Consider the following 15213-nt stretch of genomic DNA (forward strand, 5'->3'; position numbering starts at 1 on the left):
GCTTCAGAACGCCCAGGATACAGAAAACAGGAAACAGGAATTAGGAAATAGGGCGGAGGCTTCAGAACGCCCAGGATGCCTCGCAAACGGTAAAGAGCGCAAAGGAACGCAAACAAACAGCGTTGCCTTCCCCCTCTCCCACAAGTGGGAGAGGGGGAAGGGGGGTGAGGGCCATGCAGACTTATACCAATTGCCGTTGAATATGCCGCATGCCCAATGACAATCTAGCGCATTGAGACGCCATGTCCGGCTTTCAGCTATCGGCTATCGGCTATCGGATTTGGTATTACTCCATCCCCAGCTTGCGCTTCAGTTCAGCCAAATCGGAGTCAACCTCCGTCTGCTGCTGGAGGTTAGCAAAGCGGTTTTCAAGTGAACCCTGCTCAAGCCGCGCCATGGCTTCGGCCTTATTGAGTTGATCGTCTACGCGCTCTTCAAGCTGCGCGAGCTTATCAATCGCCGACACCTGGCCCATACGTTGGGCGGTGCGCTGCAACGCCTCTTGGGTCTGAGCGCGGTTCTTCTTGGCGATAATCAACTCCTTCTTGGCCTTCACCTCAGCAATGCGCGTCTCCAACTGCACCAACGCATCCTGCATGGCGTCAACCTGCTCCTCCTGCGCCTTCTCCTGCTGCTCATACTGCTCTGCGAGACGTTGAGCCTGGGCGCGACGCGCCAGCGCCGCACGGGCCAACTCTTCGTCGCCCGCTCGGAGGGCCGCTTCAGCCTTGGACTGCCACTGATCCACTTCACCAAACGCCGCAACCCGCCGCTGCTCAAGACGCATCTCATCAGCCATTGCGGTCGCAACCCCGGTACGCACTTCGTAGACCTCGTTGGTCAATTGGCGCAGATACTCATTCGCCATCTTCTCAGGGTCTTCCGCCCGGTCGAGCATCGAGTTGACGTTAGCACTGATCAAGTCCTTGATACGGCCCAGAATAGACATTGCCATACTCCTCTTTGTGAATGACAGATTGCCATGATTTGCGCTGCGCCCCCATTGCGACGCTCTAGCGCTACCATTCTAGCATGTGCATGAGTAGTTGCACAACAATAATACGCAAGACTAGGTCTAAAGGTTACAAAATTTCTATTGAAACCTAGCGATTACGCCCTTTGGTCATGCGCCGCGCAATGCGCGGGAAGTTGAAGATCCGTCGTGAACGGGGCGGCGTGGAGGTGTGGCTATCCACGAGGGCGAGTTGCTCCAGCATGATCTGGGCGATGGCGGTGGAACCATCGCGCGGCACCGCATCGGCGAGGCGGGCGACGGTGGCGTTGTAGCGTTGTGCGTCTTGGAGTTCTTGCACGGCCCCAACGATGCGTTCAACCGTGGGGCAGAAGAGGCCCAATTCGTAGTTGAGTACAAAATCGATGTTGCCCCGTTCCTGCATACCTACGGCTTCAGTGACCGCCACTGGCTTCCGCATCACCAGAGCCTCCATGAGCGTGCCAGGGCCCGCTTTGGTGACCACCATATCGCTGGCGGACATCAGGGCTTCCATGTTATCCACAAAGCCATAGATCTGGCTGCGCGTTGTTTGTGGGCGGGCCCTAAGCTCCGCATAGACTGCGCGGTTTTTGCCGGTGACAACCAGGAGTTGGTGTTCGGGGCAGGCATGTTCGATAGCTTGCACCAATTCACTCAGCCGCCCCGAACCAACGCCACCAGCCGTAATCAGGATGGTGAAGCGCTCGGCGCTGAGGCCCAACTGCCGCCGCGTGGTTGCTTGGTCGGTGGTATAGTCGAGGAATTTGGGATGCACCGGAAAGCCGGTGCGCCGCATCTGGGTGGGCGGCATGCCGCGCCGCTGCATCAGATCAAAAGCCTCGTCGGTGGGCACAAGCACCAGATCTACGCCGGAGTAGCCCCACGAAGCGTGCAGGCTCACCAGGTCGGTGACGCATGTTATGACGCGGCAGGGCATGCGTCGCGCCCGCCGGGCCCAGACCACGAGGCGATTGACGAGGGGATGGGTCGAGACCAGCAGACGGGGGCGGCGTTGCTCTAGCACACGGATCAGGTTGCGCCGGGCACTCATAAAGACTAGGCGCGAGAGCAGATCCACCGTGCGGGTGGCATTGGTAAGCTGGAAGGTCAGATCGTAGAGCCGCAGCCAGCGGGTCGAGAGCGTGTCGTAATATTCAGGTGCGCCGCGCACAATCGGGAGATCGGTCAGACGCAGAATATCGTCAATTGCCCAGGTGAGCGTTCCGTTACTCACCTGATCCAGCGCCGCACTCAGAGCTACGGCGGCGCTCCGGTGGCCGCCGCCGGTATCGGAGATGGCGAAGAGAACATCTACTTGCTCGCTAGACATAGGGGATTCCATTGGAAGGATAGAGAAAAGAGAGAATTAGGAGATAGTGCAGAAGGTACGCCATGTGGGTGCGCGGATCGTAGGCCCGCGCACCCACATAGCGAGAGTACCTAAGAGGCTGTCTGAAAAGTCTATGAACTAGCGTTGGGGTGCCGGCTTCAGCCGGCTAAAGCCGGCACTCCAGCGCGTGCCCGTTAGCTTTTCAGACAACTTCTAATGACCTTGGGTTGCATGATCTTTGATCACCTGCTCGGCAATATCAATGGCCGCATGGGGGCGGCCAACCATACGGGCACAGGCTTGCATCTCGTTCATCAGCAGGCGATGGCTAATCAGCCGGGCAACAGTGGCAGGAACCGAGTCGGCGATACGCAACTGCACACCCGCCCCGGTACTGACTACGTAGTCGGCGTTCCATTCCTCTTGGCCGGGAATGGGATTAAAGACCACGAGAGGTACAGCGCGGGCCAGCACTTCACTAATGATCAGACCACCGGCCTTGGTAATGACCAGATCACTCATCGTGATCAGATCATCCACAAAATCAATATGGCCATAGACACGCAGATGCAGCCTGGGGGTCGAAGTAAGATCAGCGAGGCTTTCAACCAGCGTAGCGTTACGTCCAGCCACAACGATCAACGTTGCATCCAAATCCTTTTCCAGTAGCCCATGGATAATGACACGGATTTGTTCATTATCAAGGCCACCGCCAAAGAGGGTAATGATCGGGCCAGTACGCGGCAGATCGTGGGTAGCACGCAGCGAAGGCCCATGCTTGGCACGGATCACTACAGGATCAACTGGAATGCCGGTCACACTGATCTGCGCCGCCATAACGCCACGGGCAATCAACTGATTGCGCGTCTGCTCATCAGGCACAAAATAGCCATCAATCTCGGTGTAGGTCCAAAAGGTATGGGCAGCATGGTCGGTGATCACACAGTAGACCGGCTGGGTCAGGCGGGCCTTACGCTTATAGCGCACCAACAGTTCCATCGGCAAGAAATGGGTACAGATGATCACCTCAGGGCGACAGGCACTCAGCAGCTTCTTCAAGCCGGTGGTACCAATGCTTTCGACAACTTTGCGGATATTGTTGGTAAACTCGGCCAAATTGGGATCCGCATTGGTTTGGGTATAGAAATAGCCCCAAAGCAGCGGGGCGCGGTCGGTCAACTCAAGATACGAGCGTGCATACGCCTCACGGAAGAGGCGCGAGGTGTGATCAAGCACATCCTCAACGCGCACCTCACCGGGTTGGCGTAGGGTAAAAGCGGTTGCCAACGCCTCAGCGGCCCGTTTATGCCCAGAGCCAACCGAGGCGTGCAACAACAGAACTCGTGGCATGAACCCTCCCTCGTGGGCAGATCAGCCCCGCAACGCAGCCAGCAACTCGCTCCGCGCCACGCGGTAGGCTTCGCCGCAGCGTGGCTTCAATTCGACTTCATTGCTGGCAAGGAGGCGCTCGCTGATCACGAGGCGCATTGGGAGGCCGATCAGGTCGGCGTCGTTAAACTTGACGCCCGCCGTCTCGTCGCGGTCGTCGAGTAGCGGACGCAGCCCGGCGGCTTGCAATTCGGCATAGAGTTGCGCGGCGGCGGTGCGCGGCCCGGCACCTTTGCCCAAGGCGATCAAGTGTACATCGGCGGGCGCAATGGCAGCGGGCCAAACAATCCCGCGTTCATCGTGATGCTGTTCGATAATGGTCTGCAACAAGCGTTCCAGGCCCATACCATAGGAACCCATAAAGATGGGCTGCATGGTGCCCGCCTCAGCGAGATAGGAGGCACCAAGCGCCTCACTGTAGCGCGTACCCAGCTTGAAGATATGGCCTAGTTCAACCCCGCGCTCAATCGCAAGGGGCGCACCACAAGCAACACATGGATCGCCCGCACGCACCGTTGCAATATCACAGACCATGGTGGCGGTCCAGTCGCGCCCATAGACGACATGGCGCAGATGGTAACCCGCACGGTTGGCCCCCGCCACCAAGGCACCAGCGGCAACCACCGAAGGATCAGCGACGACAATGACCCCGGGGCCATCAGGGCTATCGGCGGGGCGCACGGCTAGGCCAACGGGCGAAGCATAGCCAGGGGTGGCCCCAGCGGCGCTAATCTGCTCACTGCTGGCCGGATGCAGCGCACTGACCTGGGCGGCATGGCAGAGTTTCGACTCATTCACCTCAAGATCACCCCGGATAACCGCGAAGATCAGGCCGCGTTCAGGCGTATCGAAGAAGACCGCTTTGGCGGTTGCGGCTTCGGGCAAGCCGAGGAAGCGGGCGAGATCAGCAATCGTAGGCGTAGCGGGAGTTGCCACCTCTTCCAGCGTAGCATCAACCGGGGTAGTATCAACCTCACGGCGGGCCGTAGCCACATCAAGGTTAGCGGCATAGCCACAGGCAGCACAGAGCGCCAGTTGGTCTTCGCCATGCCCGGCAAGGGCCATATACTCACGCGGTTCTTGACCGCCCACCTCGCCTGCTGCGGCCTCAACCGCCGTATAGGCCACCCCACAGCGTTCAAAGATGCGCTTGAAAGCAATCGCCACCTGCTCATAGGCCGCATCAAGCCCCTGCTGATCCGCATCAAGCGAATAGACATCGAGCATGGTAAATTCACGCAGACGCAGCAACCCGCCACGGGTACGCAACTCATCGCGGTATTTTGTATGAATCTGGTAAGCCAAAGCGGGCAACTGGCGGTAGGAGTTTACCTCACGCCGCGCCAATTCAGCAATCGCCTCCTCGTGGGTAGGCGCAAAGACCAACTGGCGCTCATTGCGATCCTGCAACTTGAGCATTTGGGGGCCATAGGAGTGATACCGCCCAGTCTGCTCCCAGAGGGAGGCCAACTGAATAATGGGCGTGCGCACCTCTTGAGCTCCTAGGGCGGCCATTTCGGCATGCATCAGCGCCTCAATGCGGCGTAGCGCAGCCAACCCCAGCGGCAGCAGAGCAAAACTGCCAGAACCAAGTGAACGAGTCAAACCAGCGCGGAGCGCCAATTGATAGCCAATATGTTCAGCTTCCGCCGGAACTTCGCGGAGCGTTCGCCCAAGCAGTGTGGAAAGGCGCATGGAACTCTCCTGATACCAGTTATGAGTGATGAGTGACGAGTGACGAATTCGGGCTGCCTAGAGGATACGATACGGGTTCATTGTAGCATCTCCTAGGCGAGTGGGCGGCTAAAGCTCGTAGCAAGCGCGGTATCTGGCGGCTCATGGTACAATACAGCCCAAATTGGCCTTTCAGCTTTAGAGTTTTTAGAGCAACAGGCCCACAACCTGAAAACAGAGTAGAGGTTCAGAGCTGTTCACCACAGAGGCACAGAGCGCACAGAGTTTTGGTTCGAGTTCGAGGGCGCACAAGCCATATGGTGAGTGGATTGCCCGCAACCTCTCGGTGTCCTCTGTGCCTCTATGGTAAAAATTCCTACCTCCCCAAGGTGACAACCGTGACCCAAGAAGGCACTGAGCGCCCGGTGGTGCTTGAGGCGCGCCAGATTACCAAGCGTTTCCCCGGGGTGACTGCCAACGACCAGGTTTCGCTGCGGCTGCACAAGGGCGAAGTCTTGGCGCTGTTGGGCGAAAATGGGGCGGGCAAGTCCACCCTGATGAATATCCTCTACGGGCTGTATAGCCAGGATGCAGGGGAAATTCTGGTAGATGGCCAACCGTTCCGCGCCAAGAGCCCCCACGACGCAATTGCACGCGGCATCGGTATGGTGCATCAACATTTCCAGTTGGTGCCGGTGATGAGCGTGGTTGAGAACGTGATGTTGGGCAACGAGATCACGCGCTGGGGCTTTCTCAGTCGCCGCAAGGTCGCAGAGCACATCTTGGAGATTAGTCGGCGCTATGGGTTGCCGGTTGAGCCCTATGCACTGGTGGCCGACCTTGATGTAGGGGCGCAGCAGCGGGTTGAGATTATTAAGGCGCTCTATCGCAACGCCGATATACTGATTTTGGACGAGCCAACGGCAGTGCTGACGCCCCAAGAGGCCGATGATCTGGTGCGGGTGATGCGGACGCTCACGGCCCAGGGCAAAGCGTTGATCTTTATTACCCACAAGCTGCGCGAAGTGCTTGAGGTGGCCGACCGGATTGTCGTGCTGCGGGCGGGGCGCGTTGTGGGCGAAACAACCCCACGCGAAGCCAGTGAAGCCAGTCTCGCCGCGATGATGGTGGGGCGCTCGGTGCTGCTGCGCGTCGAGAAGGCCGAAGCCAAGCCAGGGGCAACGGTACTGAGCGTGCGCGACTTGCAGGTACGCGATGATCGCCGGCTTATGGTGGTTGATGGGGTCAGCCTTGAGGTACACGCCGGTGAAATTTTGGGCATTGCCGGAGTACAAGGCAACGGCCAGACTGAACTGGTACAGGCGCTCACAGGGCTGCGGGCCAGCGAAGCGGGCAGCATCGAGATTGCTGGCAACAATGTTACCAGCGCAAATCCACGGCAGATCAGCGAACTAGGCGTGGCCCACATCCCAGAGGATCGCCAGCGTGACGGGATTGTCACGAGCTACCCGCTCACCGAAAATGGCGTCCTCGAACTCTACTACCGGCCCCCTTTTGCCCGGGGCATCGTGCGTAACGAAGGGGCCATCGTGCAACACGCCAAGCAACTGGTGGCCGATTTTGACGTGCGTACCCCCAGTGTGCATGTGGAAGCCAGTTCGCTCTCGGGCGGCAACCAACAGAAATTCATTGTTGCCCGCGAATTCAGCCGCGACCTCAAATTACTAATCGCGGCCCAACCCACACGAGGGATTGATGTTGGTTCCATTGAATTCATTCATCAACAGATTATTAAAAAACGGGACGAAGGCGTCGCCGTGCTGCTCGTCTCCGCCGAACTGGACGAAATCCTCGCGCTCTCGGATCTCATCGCGGTGATGTATCATGGTCACATTGTCGCTACTGTACGCAACGGCGAGTTGACTCGTGAGCAGTTGGGGTTGCTCATGGCTGGGGGTGGGGAGTAAGGGCGGCAGAACAGAGAAACAGAGGAACAGGGGAACAGGGGCGGCAGAGGAACAGGGGAACAGGGGAACAGGGGAACAGAAGAACAGAGGAACAGAAGAACAGGGGAACAGGGGAACAGGGGAACAGGAGGGGTACAATGGTCAACATGAGCATCCAAGAGATAGTACAGGAAAATAAAACAAAAATTCTCGAAATTGCTTACAAACACGGGGCTTCAAATGTTCGATTATTTGGTTCAGTAGCAAAAGGTCACAGCACATTAGAAAGTGATGTAGACATTTTGGTTGATATGGCAGCAAAGGGAAGGAACGCAACAAAACCGCGTTGCCTTCGCCCCTCTCCCACAACGTGGGAGAGGGGTAGGGGGTGAGGGCCATCCTGGGCATCCCAAAGCCCTATTGGTCGCTACCGAAGCAAACGTTCTGTCCGCCCTTAGAGGCTGTCTGAGAAGTCCATTAACTGGCGTTGGAGTGCCGGCTTCAGCCGGCTAAAGCCGGCACTCCAGCGCGTGGCCACTAGCTTTTCAGACAGCTTCTTAAACCCACCGGGGCGTAACTTTGAAAGCAAGGTACATGTCTCGTTCAGCCATCGTTGCCTTTTGGGAGCGTTATTCACCCGCGTTGGTGCCTGTCCTAGCGGTCTTTACAGCACTGGTGGTTGGTGCGTTACTGATCGGGCTGACGGGGGGTGATTGGCAGGCGGCCTATATTGGGCTTTGGCAAGGCTCGTTTGGGACGCCTCGCGCTTTGGTGGATACGATTATTCGTTCGACGCCCTATATTATTTGTGGGCTGGCGGTGGCGCTGGCTTTCAAAGCTGGCCTCTTCAACATTGGGGCCGAAGGGCAGCTCTATGCGGGGGCGCTCTGTGCTGTGGTGATCGGTACCACCATGCAGTTGCCGCCGATCTTCCACATTCCCTTGGGCATTATTGCCGGAGCGCTGGGAGGGGCCGCGTGGGCCTCGATTGCCGGTATTCTCAAGGCGCGCACTGGGGCGCATGAGGTGATCAATACGATCATGCTCAACTACATCGCCCTGCGGCTCACCGACTGGCTGATCAAGAGCCGCCAGCCACTGCTGCTGGGCGATCCTGCTGATACGAGTGGGTCGCGCACGCCCCATATTGCCGAGACGATGCGCCTGCCCGGAGTTAGCCTGGGGAACACCAACACCTTGCATTTGGGCATTCTCTTGGCGGTGATCTTAGTCTTTGGAGTGGCTTGGTTCTTCAAACGCACGACGCTAGGCTTTGAGTTGCGGATGGCAGGCACCAACCCCAATGCGGCGCGCTACGCAGGCATTAGTGTGCCACGTTCGATTATCTTGGCAATGGCCTTTGCGGGAGGCTTGGCGGGCATTGCCGGTGCGGGTGAAGTCATGGGCGTACGCTACGAAGTCAGCACCAACTTCATCTCAGGCGTCGGCTTTGATGCCATTGCGGTTGCGCTGCTGGCGCGTGGCAACCCGGTTGGCATCCTCTTCGCCGGACTGCTCTGGGGCGGGTTGCTCACTGGTGCCCGGCTCATGCAAGTACGCGCCGGACTCTCGATTGATGTGATCAAGATCATCCAAGCGCTAATCATTATGTTCATCGCTGCCGACCAGATTGTACGCTTCCTCTACCGCATCCCGCAGCGCAAAGCGGGCGACGAGACCATGGTGAGCAAGGGTTGGGGCGGGGGCTAGGCTGTACCATATCCAAACCCCTCGCCACGTCAACAACAACCCTAAAGCCTTCACCTAGCTACACTTCACACAGATCGTCACAAACCAACTCAAATGTATCGATACGACGATAGGGCAAAGCCCCCATTTCGCGCACCGACTCGAAGAAGGCCGGCCAAGCGGCGGTAAAGGTATAGGTAGCTACCTTACGCCCCAAGATATCGTACTCAATAATGCGGCCATCGTGCAACTCAGGATCGCCCATTTCAGCCACATGACGCCAATCGGTTAGGGTATCATCAAGCGCAACACCCTGGGCAAAAATTAGGAAAGCGTGGTGATCGGGATCGGCTACATCGCGCAGATCAATCTCATCATCGCCGATGTAGTACTCAACAGGTTGAAGGACATCGTGCAGCCCGGCGCAGTAGCCAAAGGCTGCCCGCGGCACGCCATCAACTTCGACGACATAGCGGAAGCCCCGATAGCGATCATCCATTGTTCGCGTGGTCATTGCTCCCTCCCGCAGGTATACTATAAAAAAACCACGACCGGCAAGTACGGTCGTGGTCTATGCAGTATAACCCCACATGCGGCGTTCAGGAGAAAAGAAAGAGTCTGCTTTAGTTGTCAGAGGTTAACTTTCTGAGCTATGGTATACCTGAGAGGCATTGCCCGCCCCATCGCTCCCACCGCCCCCCCAATGGCACCGTGGAGACACAACGGAACGATGGGATGCCCACGGAAGGGCGTTGCAGCGACCTGGTGTTTTCGCTGTAGACATGCTGCTTTGGGGGCCGCTGCTTACGATTGTAGATTGTAGATTGCAGATTGCAGATTGCCGAACATGTCGTCCTAATGGGCTTTCGCGTTCTTGATCATGCGGCATGTTCAAGGGTAATTGGTATAAGGCAATGTAGGGGCGCAGCAGCGGCCCCCCAATGATCGTGTAGATACCCAACAATGCAAGGCCGCTGCTGCGCCCTGGGGCGGAAAGCGATCATGGCACTCCCTCATGATCTTCCGTTGTCAATGGTTCCGTGGGAACGCCACGGAACGATGGGATGCCCACGGAAGGGCGTAGCAGCGGCCTGGTGTTTTCGCTGTAGACATGCTGCTCTGGGATCCGCTGCTACGCCCCTACAGGTGCGGGGCGATAGGAGCCTTGCCCACTCCACCATCATCGTCGTAAGGCAATGTAGGGGCGTAGCAGCGGCTCACCCCAGGGATCAGCGCGCAGGCGGGAATGGACGAGCCGCTGCTACGCCCTGCTCGGCAAAGCTCACCAACCCGGCGCAGGCGGGAATGGACGGGCCGCTGCTACGTCTCCAGCAATGCGAGCTTCGCCAACGTCACCATCAGCGGCAATCAGGCGACCAACAACGGCGGCGGGGTCTACAACGATTATCTGTGCTCTCGGTGCCTCTGTGGTGCAATCCTCGATACCTCTCCTTGTTGGCGTTTTGAACCCTTTGTTCAAAAACTCTCTACCTGAAGGCCATTGCCTCCCCGCATATGAGCCAAAGGCGCATGCTCCGGCCCTACGCGGGATTACCGCTAACGTCATACTCATGCCGCTGTTGAAGCTTCTGTAGTGCAACTTCATACTCATCAGGATCATCAAAGTGCCATTCAAAGAATTCATCATCTTGATAGCCAAACAGGATCAGATTTGAACCGACACAGCGGTAGAATGGTTCAAACCACGTTTTGGAGGTACTACTGAGGTAGCCTTCGACATAGCCATACATGAAGGCACAAAGGTTGTGAATCGCCTCTTGCGGTAGTTCATGCGCAAATGGTTGGTGAATGATGTGGTGCTCGCGCTTGTCGTGATCAAAGGACATTAAGCGGCGCAGCCTCATCTCGATTGAACTGCGGTAATTGAGAATATAGAAGAGGTAGAGTAGCCCCTGTTGCTGCCAGGTTCCGGTAAGCAAAAAGGGAAAGAGAAATGCGCTCTTCCATGTATCGCGCACACGGCTTGTGTCCTGCTTGCAGATCAATTTTAGGATAAAATAGAATTGACCAAGCTGTAAGGGTTTGCCACCCTGCCGTTCAATACTCTGCTCAATCTGAAAGATCTGCCAACTGCTATCGTCACGGATCATCACACTCTGCTGATCGAGCATGGTGTAGAGCGTATCGTTCAGGGGCGCGAGATAGTATGTTGCATCATCGGTCTTGTACTTAATAAACTTGCCCATAGGTGGCCTCTTGTCTGTACAAAAAGCGTCCTCATGTTCTATTCCCAGAACAATTGTAACACACTTTTCTCGTTCAGCCTCAGCAGCGAGCATGGCGGCATCTACGAAACGCACGAAGCCAGCGGCGGAAGCTACAACAACATCCTGGGGCCAATCGTAGCTGAGAGCAGCATCAGCCTCCCGGCAGCCCCCAGCAGCGCCCCCGCCACGAGCGACGGATTGGAGGTACCGTTGCGTTAGGGCGGCATGCGGGAACTAGGTTCCCGCGCATGTTCATGAACGTAAACGGGGGTACGCGGGAACCAAGTTCCCGCGTACCCCCGTTCTTCATTGGGTATGGTACAATTATTCGCATCGCAATATATTCAATAACGATAGAGGCAACGTGGGGAGGTTATGATGACCTTAACAACACTTGAACAAGAGATCCTCACACAGCTACACCATCTCGCGCTCGCACAGCAGCGCGAAGTGTTAGCCTTTGTGCGTACCCTAACGACAATGCCTGTCGGTATTCCAGGTAAGGAACTGCTCGCCTTTGCTGGCACCATCGAGTACCATGATCTCGCGATGTTACAGCAAGCAATCGAATCCGATTGTGCAAAGGTGAACTTGGATGAGTGGTAGATTCCTGCTCGATACCAACATTATCATCGCCTTATGGGCGAACGATGCTGCCGTCATACGCCAACTTGCCGCCATGAATGAGGTCTTTCTCCCAGTTATCGTTGTAGGTGAGCTCTACTATGGTGCCCAAAAATCGGCGTGGTCGGCGAGAAACATCGCCCGAATTGATGAATTTGTAGCCAAAAGCAGAATTTTGCCTTGTGATCTAGTAACAGCACAACAGTATGGGGCGATCAAAAACAGGCTACGTACCAAAGGGAAACCTATCCCAGAAAATAATCTTTGGATTGCAGCCTTATCAATGCAATACCATCTTGTGTTAGTCAGTCGTGATGATCACTTCAATCACATTGATGGCTTGACTATCATTCAATGGTGATTCACCTCTGGAACATGGATGGCGAGGCACTCTTGGCGTTGAACCGTCCAGCCCTGTTGGCGCTGATCGGGCAGACGCGCCTGCGTGATCCCAAACCCATCCTGAGTCAAGCGGTACGCCAGATCATGGCGCAGACTAGCGGCGAACGCCAAGAGCAGATCTTGACCGAACTTCTCCTCTTATGTACGGATAAGGAGCTTGCAGCAATGGCCGAACAGATTATCCGCTATGATCGCTACGGCATCCCTGAATCCCCCTTGATTAGCAAGTGGAAGGAAGAGGGTCGTTTGGAAGGTATCGAGAAGGGTATCGAGAAGGGTATCGAGAAGGGTATCGAGAAGGGTATCGAGAAGGGTATCGAGAAGGGTATCGAGAAGGGTCATCTTGAACTCTTGCTGCGCCTCCTCACCCACCGCTATGGCCCGCTCAGCGCAGAGATGACGGCACGGGTAGCAGCCTTGAGCGCGCCACAGATGCTTGAACTCGCCGAGGCGCTGCTCGATTTCACCAGCCGTGATGAACTGGAGCAGTGGTTGGCGCGGTGAGAGTGAAGAGAGGAACAGAAGAACAGGGGAACAGGCGTATCGTTTGCTTAGGGAAGTAGAACTTACCGTTCGCTTATGTTTTTGGCAGTTCGTGGAAATGAGGCAAGATCTGCTGGCAGGAGGTGCTTGAGCGCAAGAAGAGACTCCCGCTGCCGCACGTAAGGCCGAAGCATGCGCCCCCCAACGCTTCCCTCAGGTGCGACGAGCCGCTGGGCGCATGCTTCGGCCTGGATTCTTGAGGCAACCATGGCGGCGTCGGCGGAACGTAAGGCCAATGCATGCGCCACGAATTCGCTGGTGAGCAAAGGGGCATTGGGGGGGCGATGGAACCTTGCCCACCCCAGGAACCGCATTGTAATACCAAGAATCTTGATGCCTTCCCCCCCTCTCCCCTTGGGAGAGGGGCCGGGGGTGAGGGCCAATGAGCGCATCACCATCAGGAATTCGTAGGTATCGAAACAAATATTTTGCCCGCCCCCTCGCCCGCCTGCGCGAGCGATTCTACCTCAACACACCCCTATTGCCCCTCCTCCCTCTATGCCATACAATAGGTTAGCTTATGTGCCACATAGCAAGGATGGAACGCAATGTCAACCCCTTTGACTAGGTTCGGTCGCGGTGTACACGCTGTCGTTATCATGCGCGTGTACGCCACACTGCTCTGTTTAAGCCTCATCCTCCTTGCAACCATGTTCGTCCCCGTAGCCTCCGCTACGGGGACGATGTTGTATGTGCGGGCTGGAGCGAGCGGTGCCAATGATGGCACGAGTTGGGCGAACGCCTTCCCAACCCTGCAAGACGCCCTTGCGGTGGCAACATCCGGCCAGCAGATCTGGGTCGCGGCGGGAACCTACTACCCCGATGAGGGTGATGGGCAAACGGACAATGATCGTAGCTCGACCTTCCTCCTCCGCGAGAACGTAGCCATCTATGGCGGCTTTGCGGGCAACGAAACGGCCCTTGAGCAGCGTGATTGGCTGGCCAATGTAACGATCCTGAGTGGCGACCTGGATCAGGACGACACGCCCAACTTTGGCAACCGCGCCAACAACGCCTACCACGTCGTCACCGGCGCGAACAACGCGACGCTCGATGGCTTCACGATTACGGCGGGCAATGCGAATGGAGCCTGGCCAAACAATATTGGCGGCGGGATCTACAACAATAACGCCAGCCCGACCTTGCGCAACCTGACCATCAGCGGCAATCAGGCGGGAGTGAGCGGCGGCGGGATCTACAACAATAACGCCAGCCCGACCTTGCGCAACCTGACCATCAGCGGCAATCGGGCGACTAGTGTCGGCGGCGGGGTCTACAACAATGGCGGCACGCCGAGCTTCAGCAACGTCACGATCAGCGACAATCAGGCGAACTGGAACGGCGGCGGGGTCTTCAACAGTTCCAGCAATGCGAGCTTCGCCAACATCACCATCAGCGGCAATCGGGCGACCAACGACGGCGGCGGGGTCTTCAACAATGGCGGCACGCCGAGCTTCAGCAACGTCACCATCAGCGGCAATCAGGCGGGAGTGAACGGCGGCGGGGTCTACAACAGTGCCAGCACGCCGAGTTTCGCCAATAGCATCATCTGGGGCAATAATAGCCAGGTCAGTGGATCTGCCACCTACAGCTACTCCCTCGTCCAGAGCCTGAACCCCGGCGGTACGAACCTCGATGGTACCGACGCCGCCAATGACCCGCGCTTCGTCAACCCCATCCTGGCGACGGCAGCCCCCACCACTACCGGCAACTACCGCCTACAACTCACCTCGCTGCTAATTAACGCGGGCGATAATGGTGCCAACAGTAGCACGACCGACTTGGATGGCAACCCGCGCATCATTGATGGCACGATCGACCTCGGCCCGTATGAGGCCATGCCCGCTGTGCTGAGCATCAGCCGTGCGAGCGCCTCGCCCACCAATGCGGCGACGGTCGCCTTTACCGTCACCTTCAATATGCCGGTGAGCGGGGTGGGTGCGGGCGACTTTGTACTTGCCACGACAGATCGGCAGAACGGGGCGACGATCAGCAGTGTCGCTGGCAGTGGCAGCACCTGGACGGTCACGGTGACGACCGTTGCTGACGCCACGGGTACGATTGGACTCAATCTCGTTGATAATGACACGATTGGCACCACCGACAGCCCGCCGGTGCCGCTGGGTGGCTCTGGTGCGGGCAATGGCGATTTCACGGGTGAGGTCTATGCGGTGGATCGCATCGCCCCCACGGTCACGCTGAGTAGTCCGGCCCCCAACCCAACCAACAGCACCATTCCGGTGACGGTCACCTTTAGCGAGAATGTGAGCGGCTTTGTCGCCGGTGATCTCACGGTCAGCAATGGCAGCGTGAGCGGCTTCACGGGCAGCGGGGCGACCTATAGCTTCACGGTCATCCCCGACGAGCAAGGGGATGTCACGGTCAACATTGGCGCGGATGTTGCCCAGGATGCGGCGGGCAATGGCAACACCG

The 15213-nt window shown here is 57.3% G+C and carries 14 protein-coding genes; 8 read left to right on the forward strand and 6 right to left on the reverse strand.

Features of this window, described 5'->3' with window-relative positions; genetic code table 11:
* Positions 1–286 precede the first annotated feature (286 nt).
* The 4 genes from CJ255_RS17940 to CJ255_RS17955 form a co-directional block, all read right to left on the reverse strand.
* Positions 287–949 (reverse strand): PspA/IM30 family protein, encoded by a 663-nt coding sequence (locus tag CJ255_RS17940; protein ID WP_097645469.1) that lies wholly within the window; start codon positions 947–949, stop codon positions 287–289.
* Between the two features lie 154 nt (positions 950–1103).
* Positions 1104–2324: an MGDG synthase family glycosyltransferase gene (locus CJ255_RS17945; RefSeq protein ID WP_245863548.1), complete on the reverse strand. Its 1221-nt coding sequence runs from the start codon at positions 2322–2324 to the stop codon at positions 1104–1106.
* A 213-nt stretch (positions 2325–2537) separates the two neighbouring features.
* Positions 2538–3674 (reverse strand): MGDG synthase family glycosyltransferase, encoded by a 1137-nt coding sequence (locus CJ255_RS17950; protein WP_097645471.1) that lies wholly within the window; start codon positions 3672–3674, stop codon positions 2538–2540.
* A gap of 21 nt (positions 3675–3695) precedes the next feature.
* Positions 3696–5408, reverse strand: coding sequence for a proline--tRNA ligase (locus tag CJ255_RS17955; protein WP_097645472.1), 1713 nt, complete (start codon positions 5406–5408; stop codon positions 3696–3698).
* A gap of 377 nt (positions 5409–5785) precedes the next feature.
* Here CJ255_RS17955 and CJ255_RS17960 point away from each other — a divergent pair, with 377 nt between their 5' ends.
* The 3 genes from CJ255_RS17960 to CJ255_RS17965 all read left to right on the forward strand — a co-directional run bounded on the left by CJ255_RS17960 (position 5786) and on the right by CJ255_RS17965 (position 9004).
* Positions 5786–7315, forward strand: coding sequence for an ABC transporter ATP-binding protein (locus tag CJ255_RS17960; protein ID WP_097645473.1), 1530 nt, complete (start codon positions 5786–5788; stop codon positions 7313–7315).
* Positions 7316–7461: 146 nt separating this feature from the next.
* The gene (locus CJ255_RS24940) at positions 7462–7686 is read left to right on the forward strand and encodes a nucleotidyltransferase family protein (RefSeq protein WP_217352475.1); all 225 of its coding nucleotides are present in this window, start codon (positions 7462–7464) and stop codon (positions 7684–7686) included.
* 202 nt (positions 7687–7888) lie between these two features.
* Positions 7889–9004, forward strand: coding sequence for an ABC transporter permease (locus CJ255_RS17965; RefSeq protein ID WP_097645474.1), 1116 nt, complete (start codon positions 7889–7891; stop codon positions 9002–9004).
* A 58-nt stretch (positions 9005–9062) separates the two neighbouring features.
* Here the strand turns inward: CJ255_RS17965 and CJ255_RS17970 are convergent, their stop codons facing one another.
* Together CJ255_RS17970 and CJ255_RS17975 are read right to left on the reverse strand one after the other, a co-directional pair.
* Positions 9063–9497, reverse strand: a complete 435-nt coding sequence (locus CJ255_RS17970) for a phage tail protein (protein ID WP_097645475.1) — start codon at positions 9495–9497, stop codon at positions 9063–9065.
* Between the two features lie 1027 nt (positions 9498–10524).
* Complete coding sequence (locus CJ255_RS17975) at positions 10525–11190, reverse strand: hypothetical protein (RefSeq protein ID WP_097645476.1); 666 nt, start codon at positions 11188–11190, stop codon at positions 10525–10527.
* A 33-nt stretch (positions 11191–11223) separates the two neighbouring features.
* Between CJ255_RS17975 and CJ255_RS17980 the strand changes: the two genes are divergently transcribed.
* From CJ255_RS17980 to CJ255_RS18005, 5 genes are all read left to right on the forward strand, one after another.
* Complete coding sequence (locus CJ255_RS17980; RefSeq protein WP_097645477.1) at positions 11224–11430, forward strand: hypothetical protein; 207 nt, start codon at positions 11224–11226, stop codon at positions 11428–11430.
* A 156-nt stretch (positions 11431–11586) separates the two neighbouring features.
* Positions 11587–11817 carry a hypothetical protein gene (locus CJ255_RS17985; RefSeq protein ID WP_097645478.1) on the forward strand — a complete coding sequence of 77 codons (231 nt, stop codon included), beginning with the start codon at positions 11587–11589 and terminating at the stop codon, positions 11815–11817.
* Complete coding sequence (locus CJ255_RS17990) at positions 11807–12196, forward strand: type II toxin-antitoxin system VapC family toxin (RefSeq protein WP_097645479.1); 390 nt, start codon at positions 11807–11809, stop codon at positions 12194–12196. The genes CJ255_RS17985 and CJ255_RS17990 overlap by 11 nt, the downstream gene beginning before the upstream one ends.
* The gene (locus tag CJ255_RS17995; protein WP_097645480.1) at positions 12190–12741 is read left to right on the forward strand and encodes a DUF4351 domain-containing protein; all 552 of its coding nucleotides are present in this window, start codon (positions 12190–12192) and stop codon (positions 12739–12741) included. The genes CJ255_RS17990 and CJ255_RS17995 overlap by 7 nt, the downstream gene beginning before the upstream one ends.
* Positions 12742–13379: 638 nt before the next feature.
* Positions 13380–15213 (forward strand): beta strand repeat-containing protein (locus tag CJ255_RS18005; RefSeq protein WP_245863550.1); only part of this gene is annotated, 1834 nt, incomplete at its 3' end.

Source organism: Candidatus Viridilinea mediisalina (assembly GCF_002532535.1).
Taxonomy (GTDB): domain Bacteria; phylum Chloroflexota; class Chloroflexia; order Chloroflexales; family Chloroflexaceae; genus Viridilinea; species Viridilinea mediisalina.

Bases quoted from the DNA above. Each gene is read 5' to 3' on its own strand.
- CJ255_RS17950 (WP_097645471.1), bottom strand. From the start codon at position 3,674: ATGCCACGAGTTCTGTTGTTGCACGCCTCGGTTGGCTCTGGGCATAAA.
- CJ255_RS17995 (WP_097645480.1), top strand. From the start codon at position 12,190: ATGGTGATTCACCTCTGGAACATGGATGGCGAGGCACTCTTGGCGTTG.
- CJ255_RS17985 (WP_097645478.1), top strand. From the start codon at position 11,587: ATGATGACCTTAACAACACTTGAACAAGAGATCCTCACACAGCTACAC.
- CJ255_RS17980 (WP_097645477.1), top strand. From the start codon at position 11,224: ATGTTCTATTCCCAGAACAATTGTAACACACTTTTCTCGTTCAGCCTC.
- CJ255_RS17975 (WP_097645476.1), bottom strand. From the start codon at position 11,190: ATGGGCAAGTTTATTAAGTACAAGACCGATGATGCAACATACTATCTC.
- CJ255_RS17965 (WP_097645474.1), top strand. From the start codon at position 7,889: ATGTCTCGTTCAGCCATCGTTGCCTTTTGGGAGCGTTATTCACCCGCG.
- CJ255_RS17955 (WP_097645472.1), bottom strand. From the start codon at position 5,408: ATGCGCCTTTCCACACTGCTTGGGCGAACGCTCCGCGAAGTTCCGGCG.
- CJ255_RS24940 (WP_217352475.1), top strand. From the start codon at position 7,462: ATGAGCATCCAAGAGATAGTACAGGAAAATAAAACAAAAATTCTCGAA.
- CJ255_RS17970 (WP_097645475.1), bottom strand. From the start codon at position 9,497: ATGACCACGCGAACAATGGATGATCGCTATCGGGGCTTCCGCTATGTC.
- CJ255_RS17945 (WP_245863548.1), bottom strand. From the start codon at position 2,324: ATGTCTAGCGAGCAAGTAGATGTTCTCTTCGCCATCTCCGATACCGGC.
- CJ255_RS17940 (WP_097645469.1), bottom strand. From the start codon at position 949: ATGTCTATTCTGGGCCGTATCAAGGACTTGATCAGTGCTAACGTCAAC.
- CJ255_RS17990 (WP_097645479.1), top strand. From the start codon at position 11,807: ATGAGTGGTAGATTCCTGCTCGATACCAACATTATCATCGCCTTATGG.